The sequence below is a fragment of the Janibacter sp. HTCC2649 genome, from assembly GCF_000152705.1.
In the GTDB taxonomy this organism is placed as follows: domain Bacteria; phylum Actinomycetota; class Actinomycetes; order Actinomycetales; family Dermatophilaceae; genus Knoellia.
The window spans coordinates 3,661,952-3,675,220 of record NZ_CH672413.1 but is presented as its reverse complement, the minus strand read 5'-3'; the positions used below and the strand labels follow the sequence as shown (position 1 = coordinate 3,675,220).

Annotated in this window: 14 protein-coding genes; 7 read left to right on the top strand and 7 right to left on the bottom strand. The window is 69.5% G+C overall.

Going from position 1 to position 13,269, the window contains the following annotated elements:
• The first annotated feature begins 75 nt into the window (after nucleotides 1–75).
• A complete protein-coding gene (locus tag JNB_RS17610) occupies nucleotides 76–486 on the top strand; it encodes a nitroreductase family deazaflavin-dependent oxidoreductase (RefSeq protein ID WP_009777881.1) in 411 nt (136 codons plus the stop codon).
• A gap of 26 nt (nucleotides 487–512) precedes the next feature.
• Here the strand turns inward: JNB_RS17610 and JNB_RS17605 are convergent, their stop codons facing one another.
• On the bottom strand, nucleotides 513–965 hold the full coding sequence (locus tag JNB_RS17605; protein ID WP_009777880.1) for a GNAT family N-acetyltransferase: 453 nt from the start codon (nucleotides 963–965) through the stop codon (nucleotides 513–515).
• Nucleotides 962–1,975: a UDP-glucose 4-epimerase GalE gene (galE, locus tag JNB_RS17600; protein ID WP_009777879.1), complete on the bottom strand. Its 1,014-nt coding sequence runs from the start codon at nucleotides 1,973–1,975 to the stop codon at nucleotides 962–964. The genes JNB_RS17605 and galE overlap by 4 nt, the downstream gene beginning before the upstream one ends.
• A 95-nt stretch (nucleotides 1,976–2,070) precedes the next feature.
• Here galE and JNB_RS17595 point away from each other — a divergent pair, with 95 nt between their 5' ends.
• From JNB_RS17595 to JNB_RS17570, 6 genes are all read left to right on the top strand, one after another.
• Nucleotides 2,071–3,072, top strand: a complete 1,002-nt coding sequence (locus JNB_RS17595) for a malate dehydrogenase (protein WP_009777878.1) — start codon at nucleotides 2,071–2,073, stop codon at nucleotides 3,070–3,072.
• Nucleotides 3,073–3,220: 148 nt separating this feature from the next.
• A complete protein-coding gene (locus tag JNB_RS17590; RefSeq protein WP_148232497.1) occupies nucleotides 3,221–3,742 on the top strand; it encodes a hypothetical protein in 522 nt (173 codons plus the stop codon).
• Nucleotides 3,727–4,227, top strand: a complete 501-nt coding sequence (locus tag JNB_RS17585; RefSeq protein WP_009777876.1) for a DUF421 domain-containing protein — start codon at nucleotides 3,727–3,729, stop codon at nucleotides 4,225–4,227. The genes JNB_RS17590 and JNB_RS17585 overlap by 16 nt, the downstream gene beginning before the upstream one ends.
• A 44-nt stretch (nucleotides 4,228–4,271) precedes the next feature.
• Nucleotides 4,272–5,078, top strand: coding sequence for an N-formylglutamate amidohydrolase (locus JNB_RS17580; protein WP_009777875.1), 807 nt, complete (start codon nucleotides 4,272–4,274; stop codon nucleotides 5,076–5,078).
• Nucleotides 5,075–6,244, top strand: a complete 1,170-nt coding sequence (locus JNB_RS17575; protein ID WP_009777874.1) for a flavohemoglobin expression-modulating QEGLA motif protein — start codon at nucleotides 5,075–5,077, stop codon at nucleotides 6,242–6,244. The genes JNB_RS17580 and JNB_RS17575 overlap by 4 nt, the downstream gene beginning before the upstream one ends.
• Nucleotides 6,241–7,287 (top strand): glutathione synthetase, encoded by a 1,047-nt coding sequence (locus JNB_RS17570; RefSeq protein ID WP_009777873.1) that lies wholly within the window; start codon nucleotides 6,241–6,243, stop codon nucleotides 7,285–7,287. Before JNB_RS17575 ends, JNB_RS17570 begins: the two co-directional genes overlap by 4 nt.
• A 217-nt stretch (nucleotides 7,288–7,504) precedes the next feature.
• Here JNB_RS17570 and JNB_RS17565 read toward each other — a convergent pair whose 3' ends face one another.
• The 5 genes from JNB_RS17565 to JNB_RS17545 form a co-directional block, all read right to left on the bottom strand.
• The gene (locus tag JNB_RS17565; RefSeq protein WP_009777872.1) at nucleotides 7,505–8,632 is read right to left on the bottom strand and encodes a calcium:proton antiporter; all 1,128 of its coding nucleotides are present in this window, start codon (nucleotides 8,630–8,632) and stop codon (nucleotides 7,505–7,507) included.
• The gene (locus JNB_RS17560) at nucleotides 8,632–9,525 is read right to left on the bottom strand and encodes a bifunctional methylenetetrahydrofolate dehydrogenase/methenyltetrahydrofolate cyclohydrolase (protein ID WP_009777871.1); all 894 of its coding nucleotides are present in this window, start codon (nucleotides 9,523–9,525) and stop codon (nucleotides 8,632–8,634) included. Before JNB_RS17560 ends, JNB_RS17565 begins: the two co-directional genes overlap by 1 nt.
• A gap of 124 nt (nucleotides 9,526–9,649) precedes the next feature.
• Nucleotides 9,650–11,074 (bottom strand): DUF1116 domain-containing protein, encoded by a 1,425-nt coding sequence (locus tag JNB_RS22070; protein ID WP_009777870.1) that lies wholly within the window; start codon nucleotides 11,072–11,074, stop codon nucleotides 9,650–9,652.
• Complete coding sequence (locus JNB_RS22065) at nucleotides 11,071–12,555, bottom strand: hypothetical protein (RefSeq protein WP_009777869.1); 1,485 nt, start codon at nucleotides 12,553–12,555, stop codon at nucleotides 11,071–11,073. Before JNB_RS22065 ends, JNB_RS22070 begins: the two co-directional genes overlap by 4 nt.
• Nucleotides 12,552–13,259, bottom strand: coding sequence for a DUF2877 domain-containing protein (locus JNB_RS17545; protein ID WP_148232495.1), 708 nt, complete (start codon nucleotides 13,257–13,259; stop codon nucleotides 12,552–12,554). Before JNB_RS17545 ends, JNB_RS22065 begins: the two co-directional genes overlap by 4 nt.
• Nucleotides 13,260–13,269 lie beyond the last annotated feature (10 nt).

Here is a 13,269-nt window from a genome sequence, read left to right as displayed (position 1 = left end):
ACAGCGAGCGCCAGCGAGTTGTCCGTGCGGGGCACGAAGACGATCAAGGGGTCTGGTGGGCGTAGCGTCACGTCCATGAGCGACTGGAACGCGGGCGTCATCGAGGAGTTCAGGGCCAACGGAGGCAAGGTCGGTGGCCCCTTCGAGGGTGCGCCGATGATCCTCATCCACCATCTCGGTGCCAAGACCGGCACGGAGCGGGTCACACCCCTCATGTACTTCCCCCAGGACGACGGCTCGATGATCATCGTCGCGTCCAAGGCTGGCGCCCCCGACAACCCGGACTGGTTCCACAACGTGCGCGCCAACCCACGCTTCGACGTCGAGGTCGGCACGCAGACGTTCCCGGTCGAGGCCGAGGTGCTCCCGCGCGACGAGCGCGACGCCCTCTGGCCGCGCCTGGTCGAGAAGGCACCCGGATTCGGCGGCTACCAGGAGAACACCGACCGGATCATCCCGGTCGTGCGACTGCGCCGCACCACCTGAACGGACCGTCCGACGATCCGACCGGGTCAGAGCGGCAGCTTCATCCCCACGTGCGACGCGACGAAGCCGAGCCGCTCATAGAAGCGGTGCGCACCCTCACGGCTCGCGTCGGTCGTGAGCTGCACGATCACCGCACCTCGGCGGCGTGACTCGTCGATGGCCCAACGGAACAGCCCCTCGCCGAGCCCCTGACCGCGCCGGCTCGACGCGATGCGCACGGCCTCGATCTGGGCTCGCAGGGCACCTCCGCGCGAGAGTCCCGGCAAGATCGTCAGCTGAAGCGTGCCGATGACCTCACCGTCGTCGTCGAGGACGACGAGCTCGTGCGCCGGGTCGGCGTCGATCAGGTCAAATGCGCGAAGGTATGCCGCCTGCTCACCTTCGGTCTCCCGCGTCGCCCCGAGCGGGTCGTCGACGAGGAGCGCCACGATCGCCGCCACGTCCTCACGGGTCGCGGTACGAACGCGCACACCCGTCACGGGTAGCCGTTCGGGTTCTCGCTCTGCCACCGCCACGTGTCGACGCACATGTCGTCGACGGTGCGGGTGGCCTTCCAGCCCAGGTCGGCCTCGGCCTTCGTGGGGTCGGCGTAGGACTCGGCGATGTCGCCCGGGCGTCGGTCGACGATCTCGTGGGGCAGGTCGTGACCCACGGCCCGTTCGAACGCGTGGAACATCTCGAGGACGGACGTGCCGCGTCCGGTGCCGAGGTTCCAGGTGTTGACCGCGGTGTCGGTGGCGGCGAGGCGGTGCAGCGCGGCCACGTGGCCCGCGGCGAGGTCCTCGACGTGGATGTAGTCGCGCACGCCGGTGCCGTCGGGCGTCGGGTAGTCGCCGCCGAAGATCGAGAGCTTCTCGCGCCGACCGACCGCCACCTGGGCGAGGAAGGGCATGAGGTTGTTGGGGTAGTCGCTCGGGTCCTCACCGATGGTGCCGCTCGGGTGGGCACCCACCGGGTTGAAGTAGCGCAGCAACGCGATCCGCCACGTCGGGTCGGCCACGGCCATGTCGCGCAGGACCTGCTCGTTCATGACCTTGGTCCAGCCATAGGGGTTCGTGGCGGACGTCGGTGCGTCCTCCTGCATCGGCACGGTCGCGTCGGCGCCGTAGACCGTGGCCGAGCTCGAGAAGACGAGCTTGCGCACACCGTGACGGTCCATGGCGCGCAGCAACGAGAGCGTCGTGTCGAGGTTGTTCTCGTAGTAGCTGAGCGGCTCCGCGACGCTGCGCCCCACGGCTTTGAAGCCGGCGAAGTGGATGACCGCGTCGATCTGGGTCTCGACGAAGGTTGCCTCGGTCTTGTCGCGGTCGGTGAGGTCGAACGACCGCACGTCGAGCGACTCGCCGGTGAGGGCCTCGATCCGCCCCACGACCGAGGGCTTCGCGTTGGCGAAGGAGTCGACGACGACGACGTCGTGACCGGCGGCGACGAGCTGGACGACAGTGTGCGAACCGATGTAGCCGGCACCACCTGAGACGAGAACACGCATGGCTCCACCCTAGGGCCGGGCTCTGTCCCCAGCCTGTGTGGGCGCTGATAGCGTCGTCAGCGACCACATCTGCCCCGTACGAAGAGGTACCCATCGTGAGCCAGACCCCCGTCAAGGTGGCCGTGACCGGCGCCGCCGGCCAGATCGGCTACAGCCTGCTGTTCCGCATCGCCTCCGGTGCCCTCCTCGGCCCCGACGTCCCCGTCGAGCTGCGACTGCTCGAGATCACCCCGGCCCTCAAGGCACTCGAGGGTGTCGTCATGGAGCTCGACGACTGCGCCTTCCCGACGCTCGCGGGTGTCCAGATCGGCGACGACGCCGAGACCGTCTTCGACGGCGTCAACCACGCCCTCCTCGTCGGCGCCCGTCCCCGCGGCCCCGGCATGGAGCGCGGTGACCTCCTCTCGGCCAACGGTGGCATCTTCGCCCCCCAGGGCAAGGCCCTCAACAAGGTTGCCGCCGACGACGTGCACATCACCGTCACGGGCAACCCGGCCAACACCAACGCCCTCATCGCGATGAGCAACGCGCCCGACATCCCCACGTCGCAGTTCTCGGCGCTGACCCGCCTCGACCACAACCGCGCGATCAGCCAGCTCGCGGCCAAGCTCGGCGTCCCGGTCACCGAGATCAAGAAGATGACGATCTGGGGCAACCACTCCGCGACGCAGTACCCCGACCTCTTCCACGCCGAGGTCTCCGGCAAGAACGCCGCACAGCTTGTGCGGAACGACACAGACGGTGACTCGTGGCTCGCGGACACCTTCATCCCGACCGTCGCCAAGCGCGGCGCGGCGATCATCGAGGCCCGCGGCGCATCCTCCGCCGCGTCCGCCGCCTCGGCCACCATCGACCACGCCCGCACCTGGGTCGAGGGCACCGCCGAAGGCGACTGGGTCTCGATGGCCGTGCGCTCCGACGGCTCCTACGGCGTGCAGGAGGGGCTCATCAGCTCCTTCCCCGTCACCGTCAAGGACGGCCAGTGGAGCATCGTCCAGGGCCTGACCATCGACGAGTTCTCCCGCGGCAGGATCGACGCCTCCGTGGCCGAGCTCGCCGAGGAGCGCGACGCCGTCAAGGGCCTGGGATTGATCTAGCCTGATCCGGCCTTGACGCCGAAGGCCAGAGCGCAACGCGACCACGCGGCATACACCGGATATTTTCGGCGTATGCCGCGTGCTTGCGTTCCGCTGCCCGCACGCGCATTCGATGTCTCGCGCGGCGATCACGCCGTAGGGTCGGAACGTGAGTTCTGCTGACTCGACCACAGCGCGGGTGTCAGCCACGCCTCGGGGCACGTCCGGGCGGTTGGCGAAGGGCGCGGGAATGGCCGGGGTGGCGGCTCTCGTACTCGCAGGGGCGTTCGGCCTGTTGGGTCCGCGCACGAGCACCGTCGAGGCCTCGGGCGGCGGCTACGACCTCACGGTCGAGCATGCTTCCATCACCCGTGCCGGGCAGCCTGCCCCGATGCACGTGCGCATCGAAAGTGCTGACGGGTTCGCCGGGCCGGTGCAGGTCTCGGTGTGCGAGGGACTGTTCGACCACTTCGACTTCCAGAACTGGTACCCGAACCCCTCGGCCGAGACGGCCTCGCCGGGTCTGGTCCTCTACGAGTTCGACCCACCCTCCGGCTCGGTGCTCGACGTGAGCCTCGATGCGCGCACGGCGCCCGGCCAGCTCGGCGGGCGGGAAGCCTGTCGCATCGCCGTGCTCAAGGATGACGAGCCGGCCGTGTCGGTCGCGTTCACGACGTGGGTGCTGCCCTGATGGACACCGTCCTGCGCGCGGTCGTGATCTTCGTGCTGCTGTGGGTCGTCATCCGGGTCAGCGGGAAGCGCGAGATCGCCCAGCTCTCGGCGTTCGACATGATCCTCCTCGTGACCCTGGGGGACCTCGTGAGCCAAGGCGTCGTCCAGGAGGACTACTCGCTCACCGCGGCCGCACTGGCCGTCGCGACCTTTACGCTCGCCAGCTTTCTCCTGGGCTGGGCCGACTTCCACTTCCCCCGCCTGCGCCCGCTCATCAACGGGCGTGCACGAGTCGTCGTGCGGGACGGCGAGCCGGTGCTCGACGTGCTCGCCTCGGAGCGGATCACGATCGAGGACATCCAGGAGGCGTCCCGCGAGAAGGGCATCCGTCGGCTGAGTGACATCGAGCTCTGCGTCCTCGAGACCGACGGCGGCTTCTCGTTCTTCACCCACGAGAACCCCGGCGACAGCGAGGGCGCGGACTCCGACCACGACATCCAATGACACTCCCGACACCGAGGCGTCCCGGTGTCGGGTAGACATGGAATATGCCTCCCACCAGCAGAGATGCCTTCACCTTCGACGGAGAATGGACCGGACAGCTCGTCACCACGGCCATCCACACCGGTCACGACCTGCGGGCCGAGACCGCCCGGCACATGGTGCTCGACGAGTCCACTCGGCTGCGCGAGGAGGACCCTTTCACCGACCTCATCGGGGCCGCGTGCCCGGCCCGTGTGGTCGTCCACCGCTCACGCTTCGAGGTCGACCTCAACCGCGAGCGCGACGAGGCCGTCTACCGACGACCCGAGGACTGCTGGGGCCTGGAGGTCTGGGACGAGACGCCCCTGCCCGACGACGTGACCGAGGGCTCCCTCGCCGTCCACGACGCGTTCTATGCCGAGCTGGGTGCTCGGCTCGACGAGGTCGCCGCGCGCGGGCCGTTCGTCCTGTACGACGTGCACTCCTACAATCACCGCCGCGACGGTGCCGACGAGCCCGAGGGACCCAGCGAGGACAACCCCGAGGTCAACGTCGGCACCGGGTCACTGGACCGCAACCGGTGGGGCCACGTCGTCGACACGTTCATGTCGACTCTCGCCGGCACCGACACCGCCGGTGGTGAGATCGACGTCCGCGAGAATGTCCGCTTCAAGGGCGCCCACCTCTGCGCCTGGGTGCACGATCGCTACCCGGACCACGGCGTCGCCCTCGCCCTGGAGTTCAAGAAGACCTACATGGACGAGTGGACCGGAGAGCCGGACGCTGCGCGGATCGCCGTCCTCGCCCAGGCGCTCGGCGAGACCGTGGAGCCGGTGCTGCGCAGCCTCGGCTCGCCGGGACGCCCTCGATGAGCGGCGTCGCTCTCTCGGTCGCCGACCTCGCCATCGACCACACGCTCGCGCAGACGGCGGCGAGCATGCAGTTCCTGCTCGACGTCACCCCGACGAACGCCGACGACGTCCGCGAACAGTTCGCGCAGGGTCGCGTCGGTGAGCCGGAGTTCACCTACCGTCCGCTGGAGGTGGCACCGGAGGTCCTGGCCAAAGCCCTCGACAACATCGATGTCTCCACCGTCGAGGACGCCACTCTGGGCCACCTGCTGCGCGCCAAGCAGCGCGAGCTGGCGCTCCAGATCGAGATGCTCAAGGCCCGGGACACCGACGACTTCAGCGCCCTGAGCATCCAGCTCTACGGTGCGGCCTCCCCGGAGCTCCAGGCGCAGGCCGAGAACATCCTGGCGCGGGTGCACAGCACCGAGGGAGCCGGTGACAGCCTGTCCGCCCCTGAGTTCCTCGAGCTCGCGCAGGCCGAGATCGAGCACTACCGCGAGATCGACCCCGAGATCGACATCCACGCCGAGGTCCGAGAGGACGTCAACGGCGTCATGGTCAGCGGCAACACGCTGCTCATCGACCCCGACGCCGTGGTTCAGCGGGCGCGGGCCAACGCCCTCATCCAGCACGAGGTCGGCACCCACCTCGTCACCCAGGTCAACGGCGCAGCCCAACCGGTGCGCGTACTCGGTTCCGGGCTGGCCGGCTACGACGAGACGCAGGAGGGGCTGGCGGTGCTCGCCGAGATCGGCTGCGGCCAGCTCACGGCGTTCCGCCTGCGCCAGCTCGCGGCGCGCGTCCTCACCGTGCACCGCTTGCACGACGGGGCCGACTTCGTGGACGCGTGGCGTGCCCTCGTCGACGACGGGTTCCCCGAGAACAGCGCGTTCACGACGACCATGCGCGCGTATCGCTCGGGCGGCCTCAGCAAGGACGCCATCTACCTCCGCGGCCTCGTCGAGCTGCTCGTCCACCTCCGCGGTGGCGGCGAGCTCGACCTGCTGTGGCTCGGCAAGTTCTCACTCGAGGACCTGCCTCTCATTCGCGATCTCGACGAGCGAGGCGTGCTCAACCCTCCCCGACTGACCCCTCGTTACCTCGAGGACCCCGACGCGCGACTCAGGCTCACCGCCGCGGCCGACCAGGCCGACGATGTCGCGCAACTCATCCAAGGAGCACCATGAAGATCGGATTCGTCGTCAACGACGTCCTGAGCGAGTCGCCCGTCTACACCACGACGAGGCTGGCCATGGCCGCGACCCAGCTGGGTCACGAAGCCTTCCTCATGGGCATCGGCGACTTTGCCTTCGAGCCGGACGGCTCGCTCACCGCGCGTGCCCGAGGAGGCGCGAAGAAGAAGAACTACCGCTCGCTCGAGCGCTACCTCGCCGACGTCCAGAAGCCCGACATCGAGGAGCAGATGCCGGTCGGCGAGTTCGACGTCGTCATGCTCCGCAACGACCCGGCCGAGGACGCCGAGTCACGGCCGTGGGCCAACAACGCCGCGGTCGCCTTCGGGCAGCTCTTCGCCGCCGCAGGGGTCCTCGTCGTCAACGACCCCACGAACCTCGCCGACGCCCTCTCGAAGGCCTACTTCCAGCACTTCCCCGAGGTGGTGCGCCCGCAGACCCTGATCTCTCGCGACGAGGAGCAGATCTCGACCTTCATCTCCGACATCGGCGGACGGGCGGTGCTCAAGCCGCTGCAGGGCTCCGGCGGCAGCGGGGTCTTCCTCGTCAACAGTGCGGAGTCGCCCAACCTCAGCCAGATCATCGAGGCGATCGCCCGTGACGGCTACGTGGTGGCTCAGGAGTACCTCCCGGCCGCGAAGGACGGTGACGTGCGCATGTTCGTCATGAACGGCCACCCGCTCGAGGTCCAGGGCCGGATCGCCGCGTTCCGCCGCAAGGGAAGCGGCGACGACCTGCGCTCGAACATGTCGGCTGGTGGCAAGGCGCACCAGGTGGCCGTGACCGACGAGATGCTCTCCCTCGTCGAGACCGTGCAGCCCAAGCTCGTCGCCGACGGGATGTTCCTCGTCGGACTCGACATCGTGGGCAACAAGCTCATGGAGGTCAACGTCTTCAGCCCCGGCGGCCTCGGCTCCTGCCAGGCCCTCTACGGGCACGACTACGCCAAGGCGATCATCCAGGACCTCGATCGCAAGGTCGGGATCAGGCGCCACTACCGCTCGGAGCTGACGAACCTTCGCCTCGCCACCCTGTGAGGTGAGGTCCGGGCTGAGGGCGAGCACGCGGCATACCCCGGATTTTTGAGGGCGTATGCCGCGTGGCTGCGTTGCGAAGGTATGGATTGCACAAAATTGTGTGAGAACTATGGACGCCACCGGTGAGGCGCTGGCAAGGTGCTCCATGGGGCTGCTCACGGCTCACGGCCCGTGCCCCCTCCCTGGGGGGTGCGGGCCTTTGTCGTTGGTGCGGGCCTCAGGGAACTGCGGCGAGGAAGAGGTAGGCCGCGCAGAGCGTGAGGTGAACGCTCGCCTGCAGGCGCGTTGCGCGCCCCGGAACGACCGTGAGCACACCGGTCACGATGGTGATGGCGAGCAGGGTGATCTGGGTGGCGTCGAGACCCAGGTGGAGGGGGGTGTCGATCCAGATCGTCGCGATCGCGAGGACCGGGATGGTGAGGCCGATGCTGGCCATGGCCGAGCCGAGGGCGAGGTTGATGCTGGTCTGGATGCGTTCGCGGCGCGCGGCGTTGACGGCGGCGAGCGTCTCGGGGAGCAGCACGAGCAGGGCGATGACGACACCGACGAACGAGTGCGGCAGACCCGCGGCCGAGACGGCCTCCTCGATCGACTTCGACTCGACCTTGGCGAGGCCGACGACGGCGACGAGCGACAGGAACAGGAAGCCCAACGAGGACCAGGCCTGGTTGTTGCTCGGCGGCGTCGCGTGCTCGTCCTCGGGCAGGGGCTTGCCCTTGGACCCCACGGGGAGGAAGAAGTCGCGGTGGCGCACGGTCTGGGTGAGGACGAACGCGGCATACAGGCTGAGGGACGCGACGGCCGCAAACACCAGCTGGCTCGACGTGAAGACGGGGCCCACCTCGCCGGTCGTCACGGTGGGGAGCACGAGGCAGACCGTGGCGAGCGTGGCCACGGTGGCGAGCGCGCCGCCGGTGCCCTCGGCGTTGAAGCGGATCATCCCGAAGCGCCGCGAGCCCACGAGGAGGGACAGGCCGAGGATGCCGTTGACGGTGATCATGACGGCGGCAAAGACGGTGTCGCGCGCCAGGGTTGACGTGCCCGCTCCGCCGCTCAGCATGAGCGTGACGATGAGCGAGACCTCGATGACCGTCACGGCGACGGCCAGGACGAGCGAACCGAAGGGCTCACCGACGCGGTGCGCGACGACCTCGGCGTGGTGGACCGCAGCCAGCACCGCGCCGCCGAGCAGGAGGGCGATGACGCCGACGACGATGCCGTTGATGTCGCGGCCCCAGGTCAGGGCGAGGGCGATGAGGGCCAGGACGGGCGAGATCGTCGTCCAGTGGAGCAGGTTGGTCGTGGTCGGAGCACTGGGAGTGGTCACGGCTGCGGACTTCGGCATCAGCCGGTCCCGTGCTCGGCTGAGGTGAGCTCCTGGGCGGCCTGCTTCTCGGCAATCGCGACGACATTGCTGAGCAGCATGGCGCGGGTCATGGGGCCGACCCCGCCCGGGTTGGGGCTGACCCAGCCGGCGACGTCCGCGACGTCGGCGGCCACGTCACCGGCAATGACCGAGCGACCGTCGTCCTCGACGACTCGGCTCACACCGACATCGAGCACAGCAGCGCCCGGCTTGATCATGTTGCCGGTGATGAGTCCGGGGACACCGGCCGCGGCGATGACGATGTCGGCGCGACGAACCTCGGCGGCGAGGTCAACCGTGCCGGTGTGGCACTGGATGACCGTCGCGTTCTCGGAGCGGCGGGTGAGGATGAGCGACAGGGGGCGACCCACGGTGATGCCGCGGCCGACGACGACGACCTTGGCGCCGGCGATCGGCACGTCGTAGCGGCGAAGCAGCTCGATGCACCCCACGGGCGTGCAGGGCAGCGGCGCTTCCTGACCGAGGACGAGCCAGCCGAGGTTGGTCGGGTGGAGCCCGTCGACGTCCTTGGCCGGGTCGACGGCCGCGAGGATCTGGTTCTCGTCGAGGCCGGTGGGCTGCTGCACGAGGAAGCCGGTGCAGGCGGGGTCCTCGTTGAGCTCACGCACGACCGCGAGGACGTCGTCGAGGCTGGAGTCGGCCGGCAGGTCGCGGCGGATGCTCGAGATGCCGATCTCCGCGCAGTCCTTGTGCTTGGCGTTGACGTACCAGCTGCTGCCCGGGTCATTGCCCACGAGGACGGTGCCGAGGCCGGGCGTGATGCCGCGTTCGGCCAGCGCGGCGACACGGCCGCGCAGCTCCTCCTTGATGGTCGCGAGGATGGCCTTGCCGTCAAGTGTCTGAGCAGTCACAGGTCAATTCTCCCAGACGTTGAGCCCCCGCCGACCACTCGACCGGCGCCGCGCCCCCTTGCGTCTGCGGTAAGGGTCGCTGGAACCGCCCATTCCGCAGACGCACGGGGAGGGGAGGCGTTGCTCAGGTGGTCGCTGCGGCCAGGGCGGCCAGGGCGGCCGGGAAGCACTCGGCGGGCGGCGTCACCAGGCCGGCGCCGACCTGGCCCGTGCCGGCGACGCGACCAGCCATGCCGGTATTGATCTGCGGCAGGATCCCGGTGCGCACGACCGACACGACGTCGATCCCCGTCGGCGTGCCACGGAAGTCCAGGATCGGCACCTGGAACATCGGGTGCTCCCCCACCGTGATCTCGTACATCGTCTGCGTCGCCCGCAGCGCGAACGCCACGTCGCCGCCGACGAACTTCACGATCGCTGGAGCCGCGGCCATCGCGAACCCACCGATCCCACCGGTCTCGGTGATCGCCGAGTCGCCGATGTCGGGATTGGCGTCATCGGGGCCGTAGTCACCGAGGAAGAGTCCCTGCGGCGTGTTGGCCGGTCCGGTGAACCATTCATCGCCGGTCCCGGACACGCGGATCCCGAAGTCTGTGCCGTTGCGCGCCATGGTCGTCACCACGGACGAACCGGGTATGCCGTGTGCCGCCATCGTGGCCAGCTTGCAGGCCGGCATACCGAGATTGAGGAAGAAGTGCTCGTTCGCTCCGGAGAAGCGGACCGCCTCGGCGATGTCGGTCGAGCTCGCGTCGGCCGTGATCATGCCGGGCAGGAGCTCGCGCAGCAGCATGAGCGAGCCCGCGCGGTTGCGGTTATGGCCCTCGTCGCCCATCTGGAGCATCTGGGCGAGGATCGCCTTGATGTCGAAGGGGCCGGTCCTGCGCACCGACTGCTGCAGGATCGGACCGAGGACGTCGGTCATCCAGTGGAGCCGGTCGATCACCTCGGGGCCGTACGCGCCGTAGCGCAGCACCTTGCCCAGGCCTTCGTTGAGCGAGCACCACGACCAGGCGTCGTGGACCTCGTCGTGCAGGGCATACATCCACATGGACGGCGAGACGACGCCCGCCATGGGGCCGACGGCGTCGCGGTGGTGACAGGGTTCCAGCGTGAATTTTCCTGCGGCGAGCGCCTTTTCGGCTTCCTCCGCGTTGTCGGCGAGCCCCTCGAAGAGGACGGCACCGATGAGGGCACCCTTCATCGGACCCGACGCGCGCTCCCACTCGAGCGGCGGGCCGGCGTGCAGGAATGTGCCCCGCTCCAGATGGAGGGCGTCCTTGGCCTGGACGACGTCGGTGAGGACGGCGCCTGCGGCGGTCATACGTGCGTATGCCGTCGCGTTGGCTTCCGCTCGCCGCGCATCGGCCATCACCGTGGCCAGGTCGGCCTCGGTTCCGGGCATGGGCGGCTGCCAGTCGGCCTCGACGACGGAGACCGCCTGGCCGCGCAGCGCATCGGCGAAGAGCTGGACACCGGCGGTCGCGACCGAGGGCGACTCGACCGAGAGCAGGCCCCGCAACGGACTGGCGGTCGTGGATGGCTGGGTCATCGCGAGCTCCCGAGGAAGGTGAGGGCGTGCCGGGTGGCATCCCGGTTGGAGAGGAACACGGAGGCGCCGGCCGCTGCGAGGGTCTCGCCGGTCCGGGTCAGGCCCTGCGGGTCACCGTCGGTGCCGATGACTGCGACGACGACCGGCAACTCACGCGCGGCTACACCCTTCGCGGCGCGGATGGCGTCGGCGAGCTCAGCCGCGGGATCCTGGTGGGCGCCGAAGCCGAGCACGAGGTCGAGAAGCAGCACCCCACAGGTGGGGTCCTGCGCCTCGGCCGCGATGCGCTCCATGCGCAGGGTCGGGTCGATCATCGGGTGGGCGCGGCCCTGGGTCAGGCCATCGTCACCGAAGTCGATGACGAGGTGTCCGGCGTCCGTGAGGTCAGAACCGAGAGCGAGGTCGTCGCGAAGGGGGATGTTGGACCGGATGTCACCGAGCGACTCGGCTGCGAGGAGCATCGCCTCGTCGGCGAGGGTGCCACCGCAGAACAGCCCGCGCAGGCTCCCGTCGACCGAGCCGGGCTCAGGATCGCTGTCGGACAGCCACTTCGGCCACTGCGGCACGTCGCGCCCCTCGGCCTCGAGGACCGCCTCGACAGCTGTGGTGAGGTCGGGTCGACCAGCGCCGAGCGTGGCCCAGCGGACAGGGAGACCCAGCCCGGCGGCATACGCCTCGAGGTCCGTGAGGACCTCCTCGTCCGGCGGCTTGGAGACGACGACGATCGAGGTCGTGGCCGGGTCAGCTGCCAGCGCGGCGAGGGCCTGACGGGTCGAGCGTCCACCGACAGCGGTCTTGAGGTCGCGCCCACCGACACCGAGGCAGTGCGAGATGCCGACACCGGCCGCGTCGAGGAGGCACATGACCTGTTGAGCGCCCGTGCCCGAGGCCGCGACCATGCCGATCGGGCCGGCCCCGACCACGTTGGCGAAGCCGAGGGCGACTCCGCCGACGACGGCCGTGCCGCAGTCCGGGCCCATGACGAGGACGTCGGCTGCCGCGGCAGCGTCCTTGAGCCGCACCTCGTCCTCGACGGGGACGTTGTCGGAGAAGAGCATCACCGAGGCGCCGGCGGTGATGGCATCGAGCGCCTCGGTCGTCGCATAGCGGCCCGGCACGGAGATGAGCGCGAGCTCGGCTCCCCCGACCCGGACGGCCCCGCTCGTGGTGCGCGGCGCGGGCGCGTCGCCGAAGCCTCCGCTGGGCGCGGCCTTCGCACTGAGGGCACTGGCGGCCGCGGCCAGACCGGCCGCGACGGCGTCTTCGTCAACGGCTCGGACGGCCACGACGAGGTCGTTGGGTCCGGCGCCTTGGGGGATCTCGAAGCCCATCCCGGTGAGCACCTCGACGTTGAGCTCGGTCGTCATCGCCACCTGAGCCGCTTCGACCCCCTCGACGTCGGCGACCGTGCGTGATACCTGGAGCAGGGTCACGGAGTCGTGGTAGGCGCCTCGGCGCAGGTCGACGTGGGTGATGCTCACGACGGGATTCCTTCCGGCAGAGGGCAGTTGGCGGTGTCAAGCATGAGGTCGATGCCCTCGAGGAGACCTGCTCCCGAGGTGTGGCCGATGGCCAGGACGTGCTCGCGGGTGCGGTCGGCGTCGGAGGACCCGGCCACCGCGTTGGTGACGTGGTCGACCACGCAGGACACGGCATACCCGGCGTGTGCGGCGACGACGAGGGAAGCCGACAGGCTCGTGGTGCGCTCCACGGGAATCTCGTCCGGCCCGGCGATCCCGAGGGCGCGGGCGGCGAGCAGGGCGCCGCAGAGGACATCGTCGGCGCGCGGGGTGAGGCCCTCGCCACGTCCGAGTTCGTCAAGAAGCGGCTCCCAGTCGAACCACATCGGTTGGGACGATGCAGTCACGACCCGGCGTGGTCGCCACGAACGAACGATGCGTATGCCGTGACTCGGCAACGCGATCTCGTCACCACCGAGCGTCACGACGTCACCCGCGGACACACCCCAGTCACGAGGGCCGGGGTCGGCGAGGCGGACGGCCGTGGGGAGGACGAGGGCGTCGCTCGTGACGATCGGGAGGACGTCGGCGTGGCCGGCCGCGTCGTCGGAGAGCGCGAGATAGAGCGCCGTGGGGAATGCTGCGAGCACAACCGCTGGGCGTCGTGGGCCCGCGACGAGGATCCGAGTGAGCGGGGAAGCCGCGGCTGGATATCTCGGATGCACCCTTGGAACG